Origin of the sequence: Desulfogranum japonicum DSM 18378 (assembly GCF_000429945.1) — a bacterium.
Taxonomy (GTDB): Bacteria; Desulfobacterota; Desulfobulbia; order Desulfobulbales; family Desulfobulbaceae; genus Desulfogranum; species Desulfogranum japonicum.
The window spans coordinates 1-18,651 of sequence record NZ_AUCV01000044.1 but is presented as its reverse complement, the minus strand read 5'-3'; the positions used below and the strand labels follow the sequence as shown (position 1 = coordinate 18,651).

16 protein-coding genes are annotated in these 18,651 nt (G+C 47.0%); 6 read left to right on the top strand and 10 right to left on the bottom strand.

The window, feature by feature from the left end; translation table 11 throughout:
- The first annotated feature begins 10 nt into the window (after positions 1 to 10).
- Complete coding sequence (locus G493_RS0117745; RefSeq protein WP_028581489.1) at positions 11 to 1,099, top strand: adenylate/guanylate cyclase domain-containing protein; 1,089 nt, start codon at positions 11 to 13, stop codon at positions 1,097 to 1,099.
- A gap of 28 nt (positions 1,100 to 1,127) precedes the next feature.
- On the opposite strand, the gene G493_RS0117740 is transcribed toward G493_RS0117745, so the two are convergent.
- Positions 1,128 to 1,451: an AzlD domain-containing protein gene (locus G493_RS0117740; RefSeq protein WP_028581488.1), complete on the bottom strand. Its 324-nt coding sequence runs from the start codon at positions 1,449 to 1,451 to the stop codon at positions 1,128 to 1,130.
- Entirely contained in the window at positions 1,448 to 2,182 is a 735-nt protein-coding gene (locus G493_RS0117735) for an AzlC family ABC transporter permease (RefSeq protein ID WP_084813637.1), read from the bottom strand. The genes G493_RS0117740 and G493_RS0117735 overlap by 4 nt, the downstream gene beginning before the upstream one ends.
- Before the next feature lie 250 nt (positions 2,183 to 2,432).
- Between G493_RS0117735 and G493_RS0117730 the strand changes: the two genes are divergently transcribed.
- From G493_RS0117730 to G493_RS32450, 4 genes are all read left to right on the top strand, one after another.
- On the top strand, positions 2,433 to 4,112 hold the full coding sequence (locus G493_RS0117730) for a DUF2868 domain-containing protein (protein WP_028581486.1): 1,680 nt from the start codon (positions 2,433 to 2,435) through the stop codon (positions 4,110 to 4,112).
- Positions 4,105 to 5,535, top strand: a complete 1,431-nt coding sequence (locus G493_RS0117725) for a GTPase/DUF3482 domain-containing protein (RefSeq protein WP_028581485.1) — start codon at positions 4,105 to 4,107, stop codon at positions 5,533 to 5,535. The genes G493_RS0117730 and G493_RS0117725 overlap by 8 nt, the downstream gene beginning before the upstream one ends.
- 651 nt (positions 5,536 to 6,186) lie before the next feature.
- Positions 6,187 to 6,792, top strand: coding sequence for a hypothetical protein (locus tag G493_RS0117715; protein ID WP_028581483.1), 606 nt, complete (start codon positions 6,187 to 6,189; stop codon positions 6,790 to 6,792).
- Positions 6,749 to 9,163 (top strand): PAS domain-containing sensor histidine kinase, encoded by a 2,415-nt coding sequence (locus tag G493_RS32450; RefSeq protein WP_332308223.1) that lies wholly within the window; start codon positions 6,749 to 6,751, stop codon positions 9,161 to 9,163. Before G493_RS0117715 ends, G493_RS32450 begins: the two co-directional genes overlap by 44 nt.
- A 43-nt stretch (positions 9,164 to 9,206) precedes the next feature.
- On the opposite strand, the gene G493_RS0117700 is transcribed toward G493_RS32450, so the two are convergent.
- From G493_RS0117700 to G493_RS29900, 4 genes are all read right to left on the bottom strand, one after another.
- Positions 9,207 to 9,590 carry a response regulator gene (locus G493_RS0117700; protein WP_028581482.1) on the bottom strand — a complete coding sequence of 128 codons (384 nt, stop codon included), beginning with the start codon at positions 9,588 to 9,590 and terminating at the stop codon, positions 9,207 to 9,209.
- Positions 9,591 to 9,636: 46 nt separating this feature from the next.
- A complete protein-coding gene (locus G493_RS0117695; RefSeq protein ID WP_028581481.1) occupies positions 9,637 to 10,884 on the bottom strand; it encodes a hybrid sensor histidine kinase/response regulator in 1,248 nt (415 codons plus the stop codon).
- Positions 10,885 to 11,134: 250 nt separating this feature from the next.
- Positions 11,135 to 12,658, bottom strand: a complete 1,524-nt coding sequence (locus tag G493_RS0117685; RefSeq protein ID WP_028581480.1) for an HD domain-containing phosphohydrolase — start codon at positions 12,656 to 12,658, stop codon at positions 11,135 to 11,137.
- Between the two features lie 9 nt (positions 12,659 to 12,667).
- On the bottom strand, positions 12,668 to 13,519 hold the full coding sequence (locus G493_RS29900; RefSeq protein ID WP_051309469.1) for an HDOD domain-containing protein: 852 nt from the start codon (positions 13,517 to 13,519) through the stop codon (positions 12,668 to 12,670).
- A gap of 577 nt (positions 13,520 to 14,096) precedes the next feature.
- Here G493_RS29900 and G493_RS0117675 point away from each other — a divergent pair.
- Positions 14,097 to 16,508: an acetate--CoA ligase family protein gene (locus G493_RS0117675; protein WP_028581479.1), complete on the top strand. Its 2,412-nt coding sequence runs from the start codon at positions 14,097 to 14,099 to the stop codon at positions 16,506 to 16,508.
- A 134-nt stretch (positions 16,509 to 16,642) separates the two neighbouring features.
- On the opposite strand, the gene G493_RS0117670 is transcribed toward G493_RS0117675, so the two are convergent.
- The 4 genes from G493_RS0117670 to G493_RS0117655 are packed head-to-tail and all read right to left on the bottom strand — an operon-like array spanning position 16,643 to position 18,400.
- Complete coding sequence (locus G493_RS0117670; protein WP_028581478.1) at positions 16,643 to 17,353, bottom strand: cytochrome c biogenesis CcdA family protein; 711 nt, start codon at positions 17,351 to 17,353, stop codon at positions 16,643 to 16,645.
- A gap of 5 nt (positions 17,354 to 17,358) precedes the next feature.
- The gene (locus tag G493_RS0117665; protein ID WP_028581477.1) at positions 17,359 to 17,754 is read right to left on the bottom strand and encodes a thioredoxin family protein; all 396 of its coding nucleotides are present in this window, start codon (positions 17,752 to 17,754) and stop codon (positions 17,359 to 17,361) included.
- 14 nt (positions 17,755 to 17,768) lie between these two features.
- Positions 17,769 to 18,158, bottom strand: coding sequence for a putative zinc-binding protein (locus tag G493_RS0117660; RefSeq protein WP_028581476.1), 390 nt, complete (start codon positions 18,156 to 18,158; stop codon positions 17,769 to 17,771).
- A gap of 11 nt (positions 18,159 to 18,169) precedes the next feature.
- Entirely contained in the window at positions 18,170 to 18,400 is a 231-nt protein-coding gene (locus G493_RS0117655) for a thioredoxin family protein (protein ID WP_028581475.1), read from the bottom strand.
- Positions 18,401 to 18,651 lie beyond the last annotated feature (251 nt).

Below are 18,651 nucleotides of genomic sequence, written 5' to 3'. Positions count from 1 at the left end.
ATTGCGCCATATGGTTGACCAGCAAGCCCGTATATTAGTTGTAGAAGATTCCCCTGTTAATCAGAGGCTTTTATGCGCTCTGCTTGAGAAACAGGGGTATGATGTCACTGCTGTTGGATCGGGTATTCAGGCTCTTACCTATTTGCAGACAACACCATTTCGTTTACCTGACCTGATCCTTCTCGATATTATCATGCCGGAGATGAACGGGTTTGATTTTTGTAAATACTTGAAAAAAAATAAGTCTCTGGAAGATATCCCGGTAATCTTTATTTCTTCACTTGGCAGCGCCTCCGATAAGCTGCATGCTTTTAATGTCGGAGGCGTAGATTATATAACCAAACCTTTTCACCCTGGTGAGGTGATGGCCAGAATTGCCACTCACCTGAAGTTATGTAAGCTGCAGCGGCAACTTGAAGAAAAGAACCGGCAGCTTCAGGTTGAGAAACAGAAGTCTGAAGGTCTGCTGCGTAATGTTTTGCCCATACGTGTGGCCCAGGAGCTTATACAAACCGGGGAATGCCGTCCCCAGTCCTTTGATCCGGTAACGGTCTGTTTTGTAGATATCGTTAACTTTACCCGTATTTCCTCATCATTACCGCCTGAAACAGTTATTCAGGAACTCAACGATATTTTTACAGCCTTCGACGCAATTACCCATGCCCATCAGTGTGAACGCATGAAGACCATAGGTGATGCGTACCTGTGTGCAACCGGAATACCTGAACCAGACGCGCGTCATGCCCATAAAATGGCAGAAGTCTCCCTGGATATGATTGATTTTATGGTCAGACGTAACCTGGTGGCGGATCTGAAATGGGAAATCCGTATTGGACTGCATACCGGAAAAGTGGTGGGAGGCATTGTGGGCACTGATAAATATCTTTTCGATATATTTGGCGACACAGTGAATATTGCATCACGTATTGAAAGCCTCTCCCTCCCCATGTATATCAATGTGTCTGATGAGCTGTATCTCCTGCTGGAAAATGATTTTCTGTTTTCTGACCCCAGGTCCGTCCATATTAAAGGTAAAGGTCTGGAACAGACATACTTTCTCCTTGGACGTATTCCCGAGTCCTGCAATGAGTCGATCTGAGAAGTCCATTTAATGACAGGTCGTTAGGCTATAAGAAAAGACCTGCAAGCCAATAGAGTAGCATGCCAACCACCACAGTACCTCCCAGGCTTTTGGTTTTCACTGCAAAAAGAAAGGTCGGAATGGCAACAAGCAGTTCCGGTTTACCCGGAGAAAAGATCCGAGGTTCTGCTGTCGTGAACAGAATAGGTGCCAATAGGCTGCTCAGAATGGCCACAGGGATGAGACTGAGCCAGTCTATCAGCCATTGGGGAAGACGCCTGTGAGCCAGAAAGAGCAGGGGGAGCCAGCGAGGTATATAGGTGACCAGGCCCATACCTGCGAAAAGAACAAAATATTCATAAAAGGTCATGGCTTTTTTCTCCAGCGTCTGATCAGGTAACCGAGTGTGGCAGCTAACATTGAGGCGCCTACAATGTATGATTCTCCAGGCAAAAATAGATACCATAGAATGCTTATACATCCCGCCAGTATCGCTGTAAGGATGTATATGGGGCCGTGCAACTGGTAAACCAGCAGACAGAGGAACATGGCCGTAAGAGCATAGTCAATACCAAAGGCACCCCTGGGGATGAACTGACCGATAAGGCATCCGCTTATCGTTGATAGAATCCATACGATATTGGCGCTTTGGTTTACTGTCAGCCCGCTCCATCTGGACCAATCCGTCTCACGAAACCTGGCCATGTTAACACTGAAGCTTTCATCTGTGATGCCGTAGGAAAATAGACTGAGAAACCAGCGGTTAACACCTTGCAGGTGGATGGCCAGGGCCGAACTCATCAGTGCATGACGAAGGTTGACCACCAGAGTGGTCAGGATAATCGTCAGCGCAGATGCTCCCGATGAAACCATGGCTACACAGATGAACTGCGCACTACCTGCAAAAACAAGAATGGACATCATTCCCACCGCCCAAGCAGGAAAGCCAGCCTGCTGGGCTAAAACGCCGAAAGCCATTCCAATGGGGATATATCCGAGGCAGATAGGCCAGCCTGCAATAAGCCCTTGCCTGAGTTGGAAAATTCTGCTGTTTTTTGCCAAAGAAGGTGCTAGAACCTTGTGGTCTGTCTGGATTTTCATTATGTATAAACCCGATTTTACCCGATGTGTGAGTTCTGTACCCCAGGAGGCTGTCCCCAAAAGAGCATTTTCGGACAGCCTCCTGGGGTGTTGCTCGCGTTATGATCTGAGCCTCCGTGGATTCAGGTGTACGTTTTTTTAATACATACTGTGGTTCTATGAATCTGAAACGATTTGTATACAGAATACCTTCCTTGCGCAATTCTTTTTCAAGTACCTGTCTGGTTTCTTCTTTCCAGGGGGACCGTTGATGGCACAGCGATGGCACCTTGCTGACATTCTAGACCTCTTTTTCCTCCTTGACCTGGACAAGCAGGAGAAACCAGGCAAGGGAAAACGCGATTTGAATACGCGTGATCGATCCCTGTACCTGCAGTTTGTTGCACCGGCACTTTCCGCAGCCGAGCGAAAAAGTCCTCATACATTGCTCCTTGGATGGTTGCATGCACGAAGAAAGAAACTGGCAGGTGAGGATGAACAATCTGTTCTGCCGGGAGAGTTGTGGCAGGAGGTCAATACCGGAATGCGTTGGCTTTTTCTTGGCATCGGCATTCTGTTCGGCATTTCAGTGGCTGTGCCTGTGCTGAGTTATTCCGGCGAAGCTCCCATTAATGTGACCTTCTATTTTTTTCTTTTTGTGGTTGTCCAGGCACTGATATTTGTGATGCAATTTGGCTGCCTGGTTATGAACAGCATACAGGGGAAAAAACTGCCGGCTTCACTGTTGCTTTCCCTGCTGAAACAGTCTCTTATCAGTGTTCTTGAAAAGCAACTGCAGAAGCTTGCCAGAAAAAGGGGGCCTTCCAGGCTGGATGCTTTATATTCCATACGGCTCGCATCGCAAAAATACGGGTTCTGCACCCCGTTATTTGTCTGGTCGTTTTTTTTGTGGCTGCAACTTTTTGGAGCAGGCTTTAATGGAGGCGTGTTACTGGCAACGCTTGGAAAAGTGCTGGTTACTGATACAGCCTTTGGCTGGCAGTCCACTTTGCAGATCAATGCAACCCAGCTGAGCCATTTCGTACAGTTGATCGCACTTCCCTGGAGCTGGCTGGTTCCGGAGCACCTTGCTTATCCGAGCCTGGAAGCCATAGAAGGCAGCAAAATGGTGCTCAAAGAAGGTCTGTATCTGCTGACAACAAAGGATCTGGTCTCTTGGTGGCCGTTTTTATGTTTTGCTGTAACCACCTATGGCCTACTGCCGCGTATCGGCCTATATGTGTGGAGTGGAAGGAGACTGCGTGGTCTGCTCGCTTCTATGCCGACATTATCCACTGCCATGCACATGGTGATTCACCGGATGACGACTGAGGTGGTGACAACTGCCGCTACTCAACCGGTAAAGCGGGTGAAAACCGAGATAAAAGAGACTGGACAGCCCCAGGAACCATCTGTACATTTCCCTCCAGAGCCAGAGCCAGAGCCAGAGCCAGAGCCAGAGGAATTGCCGGTGGAAATTTCAAGTCAGGAGGAAGCTGATACCGGAGAGCAGGTTTCTGGTTCTGTTCCCAAGGATGTGGTTCTGCTTATTCCTGACGAGATATTCGATGACATTGCCGTTCCCTCTCTTATGGGAAATCCCCAACCCAATACTGGCCTGCAACATACTGTGGTACTGCGGTACGGTGACTTGGGAGGAGATGCAAAACTGTTTGCAGATCTCACACAGAGAAAAGATCTGGGCGATCTCCTGGCCATCACCCTGTTAACCGAGGGGTGGCAACCGCCGATCCAGGAAACGCTTCAGTTTCTCAGTTCCTTGCGCAATGCAGCAGGCAAAGAGACGGCAATTACCTTGTGGCTGCTTGGAAAACCCAGCCCGCAGTCCCTTCTTACCCCTGCCAGGGAGGAGGACATAGTTATCTGGCAGAAAAAAATTGCAGACCTGCTGGACCCATACCTTGAAATAGTGAGTTTTTCCCATGCATAAACAGTCTGATCAAGTCCCTGAGTTTGCTATTATAGGTCACCCCAACGAAGGGAAATCCTCTGTTCTTTCAACGCTGGCAGAAGACGATTCTGTCCGGGTCAGTTCCAAACCGGGAGAAACTGTGAAATGCCAGCCGTTCCCTGTGGTTATCGATGGCAAGGAGATTATCCGGTTCATAGATACCCCTGGATTTCAGAATCCACGTAAAACTCTTGAATGGATGCAGGCCTACACCGGAGACGAGATAGAGCTCATCCCGGCGTATATTGAGGCTCATAAAGATAATCCTGCCTTTCGTGATGATTGTGAGTTGCTGGGTCCTGTTGCCGCAGGAGCAGGAGTAATTTTTGTGGCTGATGGTTCACGACCTGTTCGTAATGTCGATCGTGCGGAAATGGAGATTCTTCGGCTTACCGGTGCTCCTCGAATGGCCATCTTGAACAGCAAGGAAAACGAGACCGGTTTTTTGGAAAACTGGCATGTGGCTTTTCGCAAACATTTTAATTCCACTCGTTTGTTCAACTCCGCTAAAGCTACCTATGTTCAACGCATTGAACTGCTGGAAAGCCTGAAATCCATGGATCAGCAATGGGAGCCGGCTCTGCGCAAGGTGGTACAATCTTTCACCGCCAACTGGCAGGCACGTACCCGGCAGACTGTGGCTATAATGCTGGAGTTTTTTGAAGAGGTATTGCCCTATTCAGAGACCCTGGCCTGTACTCCGGACAAGGAGGTAGAAGCCAGGGTAAAGGTCCGTGAACGTTTTGAGCAGCATGTTGCGAAAAAGGAGCAGGCTGCCCAGAAAGCCATCAGGCGATTGTTTAAACACAATATTTTTAATGTGAGTTTACCCCAGCAGTCTATCCTCCAGGAAGACCTGTTTAGTGAACGCACCTGGGAGTTCCTGGGCCTGTCTGATAAACAGGTAATCATGGCCGGTGCCATGGGAGGAGCCGCTGTCGGAGCAGGAGTGGACCTTGCTGCCGGTGGAATTACTTTTGGAGTGTTCTCTACCCTCGGCGGTGTCATTGGGGCGATTGGCACGGCCATGAAAGGGAAAAAATGGCTTGGTGATTTGCACCTTCTTGGCATGAAGGTGGGGGGCGATCAGGTTCGTATTGGTCCGGTGACCAATGTGCAACTGGTGTATATTCTTCTGGACCGTTTTTTTCTGTTTTACAGCCACGTGACCAACTGGGCTCACGGCAGGCGGGACTATACCTCTGCAGAAATTGATGGTTCAACAACGCGTGCCGGAGTAACCACGCTTTGGAGCAGGGAACAACGAGCCGTGGCTGAGCGGTTCTTTAAAAAGATAACCGCTGGCAGCCTCTCTGAAGAGGATGATGTGCTCAAAGAATTTAAAGAACTTCTTGAGTGGCAGTTAAAGAGACTAAGTGAAGCTACCCAGCATCTCTCATGATTTTATCGAGCGAATGGCTGACAAGCTGTCATGCTGTTGTTTATGTGGCATGCCTTGAAGCCATTGTCTTTTCATAAAATCTCACAAAAGTCATCCTACGGGAGGGAGATACATTTTTTCAGTATCTGCTTTGTTACCAGGCACTTGCAGGCAAGCGCAGGTTTACGGCAGTTTACTGCGGCTGCATGTCCGATGCCTCGTATCCACTGGAAAATATACTCATAAGAAATGCGGCTCCTGATACTGTCAGAATCACTTAGCGTGTATATTACACCGCTGTTAACCGGTCGCTGTTATTTGGTCAGGCAGGTATCTTTGCAGGGAGCATTCCATAAAAAAAGAGCTGCTGGCGAACGGGGGTACATTTCCTTTGATAATCTGTTGTCAGTTTATGCTATACTGATTTTAAGTTGAGTTTCGTAATTGATCACTGGGTTAACAACACTGATATTTCAATGAGTTCTGAGTCGTCACTGATCACAGATGCTTCAGATTTGTGCAAGTGCGGTTTTTCGCCATAGCATATCTATGCGGGAAACCGCGATCATGCAAAGAGATAAGCGACCAGCGGGAGACTTTGTGGCGTACCTGTGATCAGTTACTGAGTTTCTGGAGTGTTGTAACATACTATCTTAAATACGTACGGATATCTTGAAACGCTTTGTAACACTGCAACTTATTTTAGCGGCTGTATTGCCAGTGTGCTTTACGGTCATATTCCTGCTGTTAAATCGCGGCAGGGATTGTACTGAGCTGTTCATTCCCATCATTTCCGGTATCTTTTTTTCTCTCCTGCTTGCTTTATCCCTCTCCTGGCTATACATCAACAAGCTCTCCTCGTATATACACCAATATGCAGAAAACGCCCGCAGCATAGCCCTGGGAAATTTTGCTCTTTCCTGGCCACTGGCAGAGGAAGAAGACTTTCGCAGTTTGGAGCGGAATTTGGAGTACATGTCAGAGGAAATCGTTAAGCGGGAAGGTGCTATACTGGAAAGTGAGAGACGCCTTAAAATCATAACCTGCAATGTTCCTGGTGCTGTATTTCAGTTTATTGATCGTCCGAATCATCAGTTTTACACTGAGTTTTTTGGTGATAATATCACCCGTATATTTGGTCTGGATTCTAATCCTGAAACGATTTTTAAAGAGTTTTGCAAACACCTTCCTGAAGAGGACCGTGAACTGTTTGTCCTGTCTGTGAAGGAGGGCGATAGAGCAGAAGGTACCGTGGAACTACGAGGGGCGTTTTATTAAGTCCGATGGTTCCACTCTGTGGTTTTTAGGCAATGCCGAACCCCAGACATATGGTGATGTTGTTATCCATGCCGGTGTTCTTTTTGATATTACGGCAAGCAAACGGGTTGAAGAATCCCTTCGCATTACCCAGTTCAGCTTTAATCATGCTGAAATGGGAATTTTTCGTGTTGCTGCAGATGCCAGTATATTGGATGTCAATCACAAGGCCGCAGAACTATTGGGGTATACCCGTGAAGAACTGGTTACCAAAAGGGTTGTAGATATTGATTTTGACCTGGATGAAGAGCGCTGGCAGGTACTCTGGGATGAACTATCTCCAGGACAAAAGAGACATTTTCAAACCACTTTTGTAAAAAAGGACGGTACCAGAATAGTCGTGGAGATATTCAGTAACAGGCTTGAATATGAGGGGAAACGGTATTCCATTATTTTTATACAGGATATCACACAACGGAAACAGGCAGAAGATTCATTGAAATTAACCCAATTCTGTTTTGATAAAGCCTCCATAGGTATCTTCAGAATAGGGGAGCAAGGAGAAATTCTGGAAGCCAATGAAGAGGCCCGCCAAAGTTTAGGGTATACAGAGAAAGAAATTTCTGAGGTAAATCTTTTTACATTTAATCCCACCCTCTCTCCTGATTTGTGGGAGGCAAGTAAGGAACTTTTGCATGAACAGGGTGTAATCACTGGAGAATCGATACATAAGAGGAAAAACGGAGAGGAGTTTCAGGTAGATGTCATCATAAACATGATCTCTTTTGGAGGTCAGGACTTTTATGTCCTTTTCTGCCAGAATATCACCCAGAGGAAAGAGGCGGAAAATAAGCTGCGCGAAAATCAGCGTCTGCTCAATTATATACTGGAATCCATGAATGAAGGGGTTCTGGTGCTTGATCAGAAGTTTCGGTATACCGTGTTTAACAAGAACATGGAGATGATGAGCGGCACGTCAAGGGAAGATATTTTAGGTAAAACCCCCTGGGAAGTCTTTGCTTTTGTAAGAGAGAGCGAGAGTGAAAAACAGATCCGAAAAACCATGCGGGGTGAAGTGACAGAAACCGTTGAAAGACGGTTACCCACAGGAAGTGGACGCATGGGATGGTTCAGTGAAAGTTTCTCTCCAGTTAAGGATGATGATAACTGCATCATCGGTGTAGTAGGGGTTGTCAGTGATATCAGCAGGCGAAAACAGGATGAGCACGAGCTACGGAGCCTGCGAAATTATCTCTCCAATATCATTGATTCCATGCCTTCTACCTTGATCGGCGTGGATGAGATGGGCAGGGTAACTCAATGGAATAAAACAGCAGAGCGGCATACGGGGATAGAGGCTGACATTGCCCGGGGCAGGATGCTCCCTGAAGTGTTACCGTACATGTCGCTTGAGATGGAGAAAATTTATACAAGTATCACCCAGCGACAGATAATTCATGAGCAAAAAAGACCTGGTTTTCTGGGGGGCAGCGAGGGGTATGAAGAATTAACCATTTATCCGCTTATTGCAAATGGTGTGGAGGGCGCCGTAATCCGCGTAGATGATGTGAGCGAACATATTCGTCTGGAAGAAATGATGATTCAGAGTGAAAAGATGCTTTCCGTTGGCGGACTTGCTGCCGGTATGGCCCATGAGATCAACAACCCCCTGGCGGGCATAATGCAGACAGCAGAGGTGATGAGCAATCGGTTGCGAAGAGGTGTGCCAATTTCGGCCAACACGAGAGCGGCAGAGGCCGCCGGAACAACCATGGAGTCCATCGAGCAGTTCATGGATGCCCGCGGCATATATCGCATGCTTGATACCATCAATGAATCCGGCAGGCGAGTGGCTTCCATTGTTGCAAATATGCTCAGTTTTGCGCGTAAAGGAGAGTCAATTGTCACCTATAGCGACCTGGAAGAACTTATAGAAAAAACCCTGGAGCTTGCTGCAACGGACTATGACCTGAAAAAGCAGTACGACTTCAAGCAGATTGCAATCCACAAGGACTTCAAGGACTCTCCGTTGCATATTCCCTGCGAACAGAGCAAAATTCAGCAGGTGCTGCTCAATATTTTTCGTAACGCTGCCCAGGCAATGCAGGAGGCTGGTACCCCGTCGCCCTCTCTCGGTATTCATACCTACCGGGATAAGAAAAAGAAGATGGCATGTGTTGAAATCACGGATAATGGACCGGGAATGGACGAGATAACCAGAAAGCGGGTGTTTGAGCCGTTTTTTACCACCAAACAAGTAGGTACGGGAACAGGCTTGGGGCTAAGCGTTTCCTATTTTATTATTGTAGAAAATCATGGTGGAACACTGAGTGTTGATTCTTCTCCAGGAAAAGGTTCAACCTTTGTTATCCGCCTTCCTCTTCAGAGATAGATCTTCTCTTGATCCTATACGTATCGCTTTTTTGTTTTTGGGGCTATGTTTCGTCTGCAAGCTCTTCCATGGTTTGCAGGACCAGCTCCTGCAGATCTTCAAACCTGTACACCGGTTTGGTAACTATCTGGCTGCAGACACAGGGCAGGGGTAACAGATCATCGGGAATTGTATATTCAGGGGACCCTGTACAGATTACAAAGGCCGCTCTATGCCCCCGTTGGTACATGGCCCTGATAAAATCATTGCCATCCATTCCTGGTAGACGCATGTCTACCACCGCTGCCTGGATGGTCCGGTCAGCGGTAAGGTCCAAAGCTTCTTCGGCACTGGCAGCCTGAATTACCTCCCAGAGCTGATCTTCGAAATAATCTGCAAAGCTCTGCCGAACTCCGGATTCATCATCTAAAATTAAAATTGTATTCATTACTTTGTGCGATGCCGTTTTGCTTGTCGACAACCATATATGAGAATCATGATGCTTCCCCACTTTTTACTACATTTGGAATGGATATGGTAATATGAACTCCCCCACCAGGCGTACTTTCACATTCAATTTCACCGGTGAATTTTTCACTCACCAGATTAAAGACAAGATTCATGCCCAGGCCGGTTCCACCTGAACCGCGCTTGGTTGTGTAGAAAGGGTCATAGATTTTTGTCCGTTGTTCCTCAGTCATGCCCTTGCCGTCATCTTTATAATGCAGGGTTAACGAACTGTTTTCCTGCATGATGGCAATACTGATCGTTCCCTGTTCGATATCTTCAAATCCGTGAATCAGGGAATTCATAACCAGATTGGTGAGAATCTGGGAAAATGCGCCGGGATAACTGTCTATAACCAGTTCTTCCGGGCAGTCCAGGTCGACCGTATGTTTTGTTTTTTTTATACGTGGGTACAGACTGAAAAGGATTTCCTGAATGTACTCTTTCACATTGAATGTGCGCCGTTCGTCGCTGCTCTGGTCAACGGCTATCTGTTTAAATCCGGTTACCAGCTGAGCAGCACGGCTCAGGTTCGACAAGGTGACTTCACAGGCTTCACGGCAGTCTTTAAGGAACTTTTCCAGGTCGCTTTTTTTGGCTTCTCCTGTTTCAAAGAGCTGCTGAAAGGTGTTTGTCGCATCCTGCAGGTAGGATATACCGGTCACCCCTATCCCCAGGGGGGTGTTGATTTCATGGGCAACACCAGCGACAAGGTCACCAAGTGCGGCCATTTTTTCGGACTGAACCAGTTTTTTCTCTGCTTTTTCCCTGTCTTCAATTTCTTTCTGTAATTCCAGTGTTCGTTTTTCCAGGTTTTTTTGATATTCTTGATTTTCCGCAATCAGGTGTGCCCGTTCCAGGGCTTTTTCAACGGACTGGATAAGCGTTTTCAGGCTGTAGAGAGGTTTGACCAGGTAGTCCCAGGCACCCTCTCGAACGGCCTCAATGGCATCCTCTATTACGCCTGCGCCAGAGACCACAATAATCGGCAGGTTGGGGTATTTCTCGTGCACAGTGCGGACAACTTCCAGACCTCCCACCTCCGGCATCTGCATGTCGCAGAGAATGAGATCAGGATGATGCTCTTCTATAAGCTCCAGAGCAATGCGGCCGTTTTCTGCCACGAGTGGATCGTAGCCACTGTCTTCAAGGGTGTCTGAAAAGCAATCTCTGATAAAGGGTTCGTCGTCAACAACAAGAATAAGGGGCTGTGTTCTGTCTGGGGTTTCAGTCATACAATCCTCGTCGGGCTGTCTTTAGCCGTTAACGGTAATAATCCTTTACTTGAAGAAACTACCTGGCCGGTTTATGTACACATTGTGCGAACCACACTAGGAGGCTGTCCAAGAATGGTATTTCCGCCCATATCTTTGTTAAACCTGAAAAAATATCCTCGGAATATCATGTATATGCCTGTGGTATTTTTTCAGGTTTGCCTCGAACTGAACGAAAATTCCTATTCTCGGACAACCTCCTAGAGGCCGGTTAATCTTCAAATCGTTCTTTTATGGCAATGAATTGCTCTGCATTTTCAAGAAAAAGGTCTGTAAGCAGGGGGTCGAAATGTTTTCCCCGCTCCTCCTTGAACAATTCCAATACATTTTTCATTGGCCATGCAGCCTTATAGCAGCGATCGCTGGCCAAGGCGTCAAATACATCGGCAATGGCGGTGATGCGTCCATAAATATGGATGTCTGTACCCTTCAGTCCTTTGGGATATCCGGAACCATCCCATTTTTCATGATGGGTCAGGGCAATAGTCGCGCTCATGTTCATGACTGTCAGCGAGGAGTATTGCAGTATCTGATATCCACGTTCGGCATGGGTTTTCATAATTTCCCATTCTTCACTGTCCAGTTTCCCCGGTTTGGTCAGGATTGCGTCCGGAATAGCTATCTTCCCGATATCATGCATGGTTGAAGCCGTCTTTATCAGCTCAGCCTCACTGTTGTCAAAACCAATAAGACGGGCCATCAGCTCAGTGTAATGGGCAATGCGTTTAACATGGTTGCCGGTTTCGTTGGAACGAGATTCCACGACCTCTCCCAGCCTGTATATCATCTCCTTCTGGCTTCCTGTGATAGCCTCGTTCAGGTAGATGTTTTCAAGTGTAACTATAAGGTTTTCAGTGAAGATGTTGAGCAGTCTGGTGTCAATGTCTGAGAGTGGTTGGTTGATCTGGGCAAAAAAGAGAACAATGTGTCTGCGATTTGAGCAGTACATCACAAATTTATTTCCGGCAAAGATGTTTCTCTGTTCTTCAATGGCCCTGTTAATGAGTTCTTTTTTGTCTTCAGGGAGATCATCGATATCAATGCATTGCCCATCTCCCGTATCATCGGGAGCAAAGATTTCAAGAAATTCGTCAAACAGAATATACCCAATTGCCTTGCAGGAAAAAATAGTGGTGTTTTCTATGTTCAGTAAATTGGAAAGCTGTCCCAGTGTTGCCCGTATAAATTCAGCAAGGGCACTGCGTGAAGAGATTCCCCTTGAGGCGATAATGAGTTTTTCAAGGCCTTTTCTGCTTTTGTCCAGTGTTATGATATCTCTGTATGCCCGCAATGTTGAATACATCAGGGTAAAGAGTTTGTTGGAGGTGAGTTCGGTTTTTGTTTTATAGTCGTTGATATCGTAATTCTGGATGACGTCGTGTTCAGGAGCTTTTCCAGGTTGTCCGGTTCGCAGGACAATACGTACGCTGGTATTATTCAACTCCTTGCGGATGGTATGCACGAGATTGAGCCCCGCATGCTCGGATTCCATGACAACATCCAGTAGAATTACTGCAATATCTGCATGTTCATTGAGAAGATGCAATGCTTCTTCGGCAGAATATGCGTGCAGGAGTAACAATTCTCTATGGTCAAAGCTGAAATGCTTTAAGGCCAGATTGGTTACTTGGTGCACACCGTCTTCATCATCCACTACAAGGATTTTCCATGGGCTGTACTTTTCCTCAACTGCGGTGGCCTCGTCGTCGCTTTTGAAAATTAATTCATCCATGATTACCTACGGTTACATTGTGAAAATATCCAACATTTCGGGAGCACGAGCAGTAATTTGTTTAACCAGAGCGTCCAGAGTATTTCTTGGGTGACCGATGGCGGAAAGGCTGTCATCGTTGATGACAGAGAGATAATCCAGGGTATCCTGACCATTGGATTGCAATATCTCCAGAGCAATTCGACTGGCACAGTGTAATGCGTGGCAGTTGGCTGTATATTCCGCCGACTTACCGGGTGTATGCTGAAACAATACCGGAGTAACAATGTCAAACGGCAGGTTCCAGGCGTCCAGAAGAGCTCCTCCGGCCTCGGCCATGGTAAAGCCCAGTACTTCTTTTTCTCTGTCCCATGGAAACTGGTTTTTACAGTGATATCCCACGGCAGCCAAGGCGATATCTGGAGCATATGTTACTACAGCCAGTGTTCCTATGTTGCAGAGAAGACCGGAAAGAAAAAACGTATCTGCACTCTGTTTCATCTCTTCAGCAAGGAGTGTTGTGCCGAAAGCAGTGTACAATGAGTGTTTCCATAATGATTTCAGCTCAATATGTCGTCCGGCAGCAGATCTGATTATCGCCCCGGTGGAGGCAGCGGTAACCAGCGCATACAGCTGTTTGCTGCCGATGAGCGTTATGGCCTGGGAGATGGAGGAAATGGTTCTGGGAAAATAATACAGGGGGCTATTGACGAGCTTCAGTAATTGGGCACTCAGTGACGGATCACGGGAGATAAGCGTTGCCATATCATCCGCTGAACAGTGGTCGTCATCAATCATTCTTCTGAGTCGGAGCCATATATCAGGCAAGGTAAGCAGGTTTTCCGAATCCTTTATGATTGCTTGTAAACTTATCAGGTGAACCAATAGAATACCCCTGTGACGTCATAGAATGTGAACACGGTGATAAATATATTGCTAACGCTTACAGTATGTGGCCCCGGAAAGGGTGTAACTGACACATAGATGCTGTATGAATTGCCCACACCGGGTTTTTCTTTACTGACTTACAAGAAGAGCCTGTCGATTTTGCAGCGTCCAGTATGGCTGCATGAACATCGCTGTCATTATGATATTCCAGGAAATCGGCAAATGCAAATCTGGGTGCAATAAATCCTGTTATTCTACATAATTTATTGCAACTGGTCACAGGTGAGAACTGCCACAAGCCAATTACCAGAAATGCCTGTATAGTCTCGCTTGGTTATGGCATGCAGACTCCATATGCCGTATCTTCTCTTTTAAGGTGAGCTGATCACTATACAGCTGCTCTTGTTATGAAGAACCTGGCTTGAGTCTGCCTAAACGTTGCGCCAGCCTGCTTGCGAAAGTCCCATACACCCTGTGCCCAGTCATAGCACGGAAGGCTGCCAAGCTTATCCTTTTCCCCTGCGAGTAGTCACTCTCTCAGGTTTTATATTTGTAAATGATCCGGAGTTTTCATATGGAAACCAGTATAACCGCTCAGATTCAACATCAAGCCATCACAGAACTGTTTGGTTCCGCACAGCAGGATGGGCGTACGTACCTGTTTGAATATGAGGTGTATAACCTGTTGGCAAAATCAGGCGCTGAAACACCACCTAAGTCCATTTTTATTCCAAGGGGGGCTCGTTCTTCGGAAGAAGAACTGCTTGCCCTGCCAGGTGAAAAAATTGTTCTCAAGATTGTTTCTCCCACAATTATCCATAAGACCGAAGTAAAGGGCGTCAGAATCGTGGACAAGGATGCCAACAAGATACGCTCTGCTTTTCGGAGGATGATGTATGAGGTGCCTGAAAATTATGCTGCCTGGTGTCAGGCTAATCCTCAAGGGGTACCGGAAATATACCGTGGGTTGTCTGGAGAGGCCTTGATCAATGCCATAGCCCGAGATCTCAAGGGCGTTCTCATGGTTCAGTTCATGCCCCCTGATTCGGAAGCCTTTGGCAATGAACTGATCGTAGGTCTGAGAAATACCCGTGAATTTGGCATGGTTATCAGTGCGGGTCTTGGCGGTACTGATACGGAGTTGTACGCAAAAAGATTCCGTAAGGGACAGGCAGTTGTTGCCGCCTCCTGTGAACTGATTGACGGGGAGCGTTTTTTTGAACTGTTCAGGAAAACCATATCCTACAGAAAACTGGCAGGTCTTACCCGTGGCCAGAGACGCATTGTCAGCGATGAACAGTTGATAGAGTGTTTCAGCTCGTTTATAGAACTTGGGCGTACCTATTCTCCTGCCAATCCTGAAACAAAGTTCGTGATTGAAGAAATGGAGATCAATCCTTATGCGTTTACAGATTTTCTCATGGTACCTTTGGATGGAATGTGCAATTTTTCCATCCCTGAAAGAGTGGAGTATCAACGTCCTGTTGCCAAAATAGATAATTTGCTGCACCCTCGAACCATCGGCGTAATCGGAGCCTCGGGCAAAAGAAAAAACTTTGGACGCACCATTCTGGATAATATCCTCGCCCAGGGATTTGACAAAGAGAGAGTAATCATTATCAAGCCAGACCATGAAGAACTGGCCGGAGTACGTTGTGTAAAAGACCTCTCATCTCTGCCCGGGCAGCTTGATTTGCTGGTGGTTGCCATCCATGCTGAGCAGGTTCCTGATCTGGTTGAGCAGATCATCGCCCTTGATTGTGCCAGAAGTGTCATGCTCATTCCCGGTGGTATGGGTGAAAATGAAGAGAGCAGAGGACGTGCGGAACAACTGGTAACAAAAATAAACCTGGCACATGGGAAAGGAGATGGTGGTCCTGTATTTCTCGGAGCCAACTGTATGGGCGTGATTTCCTTTCCGGGCAAGTATGACACCTGGTTTATTCCAGAAGATAAACTTCCCAGAAACAGAGATGAGAGCCCGCGCAGGGCAGCACTGGTCAGCCAGAGCGGTGCATTTATGCTGCACCGGAGCAGTCAGTGCCCGGAGCTGGCCCCAGCGTATCTGGTTTCCATGGGTAATCAGACAGACCTTACCTTGGGTGATATGGTCAAGTACTTCAAGGATTCCGATGAGGTTGATGTTATTGCCGTGTATGCTGAAGGGTTTAACGACCAGGATGGTCTTGAATTTGCCTGGGCTGTAAGAGAAGCTGTGATACAGGGGAAAGAGGTGGTGTTTTACAAGGCCGGCAGAACCCCTGAGGGACAGACAGCCACCAGTGGACACACCGCATCCCTTGCAGGGGATTACATGGTGTGTGAAAGCTGTATTAGGCAGGCTGGTGCCATTGTTGCCCGAACCTTTACCGAATTTCAGGATTTGTTTTTGCTCGCAGAGCTTTTCTGTATGAAACCTATACGCGGTAATCGGTTGGCAGCTCTGAGCGGGGCAGGATTTGAAGCCGTGGGTATGGCTGATTCCATACAATCCGATGATTTCCAGATGAAGCTGGCTGAATATTCCCAGACTACCATTGATAAAATCGCTGATATTCTACGGGCAAAACAGCTGGATTCACTGGTTACCATAAATAATCCACTGGACATCAACCCGTCTGCAGATGATGAGATGCACGCAGAAGCAGTCCGAATATTGAGCAGGGACGGTGCTGTTGATGCCATTGTTGTTGGTCTGGACCCGCTGTCGCCGCAGATGCATACTCTTAAAGAAACCTGCAACCCTGCATATGCGCTTGATGCGGAACAGGGTATTGTTTCCTTGTTGTCCCAGGTGGTTGTCGAGAGCAGAGTTCCCGTTGTTGCCGTGGTGGACGGAGGGAGAATGTATGATCCCTTTCGTGATGTTCTGCTTGAAAAAGGTATTCCGGTTTTTCCCGTGTGCGATCGTGCCGTGGCCTCACTGTCTTTATATATTGAGAGCAGGCTGTATGCAGAAAGTATTCGCCATAGGGTTGCACTTTGATCAATGCTTTGCCAGGAAGAGAGAACACTTGTCTCCGACAGGCTTCAAGTGATTTCGGATTCTCGATATGATGAATGATTTCGTCGTGGACCGATGAAACGTGTCATACTTTTTCCTAAATGATTCTGAGCGAACTAGTAAACTCTTGCAATGAACGGTTGACTTATGAAATATAGGCCAAGAGCACCAATGCAAACCCCTGCGATTTTACGAAACAGGCCACTTCCCTGTAACCAGGTACCATTTTCCAGAAAACGTTTGACGAGGGCAGTGGAACTGCCGGCAACGGCAATGGGAATGCAGTGACCTATGCCGAAAAGAAGAATAAAGACAACACCGGTAAGGATTTTCTGCTGTACGGTAATGATGGCAAGGATGGGGGCAATGAAGCCAAATGTGCAAGAACCAGAGAGAACGCCATAAGCCAGGCCAAGGGTGAGTGCACCAACCATCCCCTTTACTTTGATCTTTGCCATGAGTCCACCGGACATGGAACATTTCGCCACACCGAGAATGTCCAACGAAACCCATACAAGAATGCCACCAACGACAAAATTCATATAGGGACCAACATCTCCCAGCATGCGTCCAAGGAGAGTGCATATCATTCCAACGGTAGCAATGGTGAGAAACAGGCCAAGTGTAAATACCACTGCATAAAGGGCGGCCTTCTTTCCTGCCATGGTGTGATTTTGTCCTGCCACATAGCTTATAATAAGCGGGATGGATGCCAAGTGGCAGGGACTGAACAACACGCTGACCATCCCCCAAAGAAAGCATCCCAGGCCCCCTAGCAGGAGGCCCTGGGTCATCCAGGTATTTATGGTGAGGAAAAATTGATCCATAGCTTCTATTTGACCCCTAATTCTGTGAAGATACCGACGATGGATTCTTTATCTAAAAATCCCTCATGGCGGGAAATTTCCTTACCTTGCGCATTATAAAAGATCTGAGTAGGAATAGTGCGGATTCCAAACTTCGACGGGACATCGGTATTTTCCCAGACATCAATGAATATGACCGCTGCCCGTCCCTCATATTCCCTGGCCAGCTCTTCGATAATCGGGGCCATCATTTTGCAAGGGATGCATTTTTTAGCTCCTAAATCAACCATGGTCACTAATCCGGGGACCGGAACCTGTGGCAAGGATTCTGCTTTGACAGAATTCTGGGTAAGTACAAGGAGTCCAGGGGTTATAAAAAAGACAAGCGCCATCAAGACACATAATAAAGAATACTTTCTCACCGCTAACTCCTATCTTAAAGATACATTTTCGCTTTGCTGATAACCTCGGCAATCGAGGCGGCGGAAATTTCTGTTTTTCCTTTTTCAAAACCAAGATCACTTAATCGCAAGTGGTTTACCTCGGTAAATCCAGATTCTTCCAATGTTTTTCTTGTGCATTCAAGGGGGCAACCATCTATGGCAAGAATTGAATCGGCTGCTTCAGCAGATTTAACAATGCCGTCGACTTTGCCGCTAATTCCTGCCAGGCAAGCCATCTTTGCCGCACCGTCCCTGGTAAGCTTGCGTGCTGATTGATCAGCCAATTCTCCGACATCCGCACATCCTGAACAGGAAAAAATGACTTTTAATCCGGTGTTCTCTCCTCCACAGGAACAGGTACATTCGCTTTGCGTTGCACTCATTACTCTCTCCTTTATTGTAAGAGCTTTTTCATTTCTTCAAGCGAGGGCACCTTACCGACGCTTTTTACCACTCCGTCGACTACAAGGCCGGGAGTCATCATGACACCAAAACCCATAATCTGGTTCACGTCCGAAATTTTTTCAAAATCGCAGGCAATACCCAACTCCATTGCTGCAGTCTTAGCTGTATCCATGAGTTTGCTGCATTTAGCGCATCCTGGTCCCAGGATTTGGATTTTCATTATCTTCTCCTTTGTTGAATAAGCCTAAAATAGAGAACCGAACAACATTCTTTCAATGGTTGCCCTTTTTCAAAACTCGCCCCCAACTGCCTTGGTAATCCATTCAGAGGCAATACACCCCCTGTGACCGACTTTCCGGCAAGACACCGGAAATAAACGGTTCCTCGCTGTTTCCTGTGGGTAATGCTTGCTTAGCCACCGCCTATCGTGGTATCCCGTTTTCATTATGAGAGATATAGAACTTTTCCAAA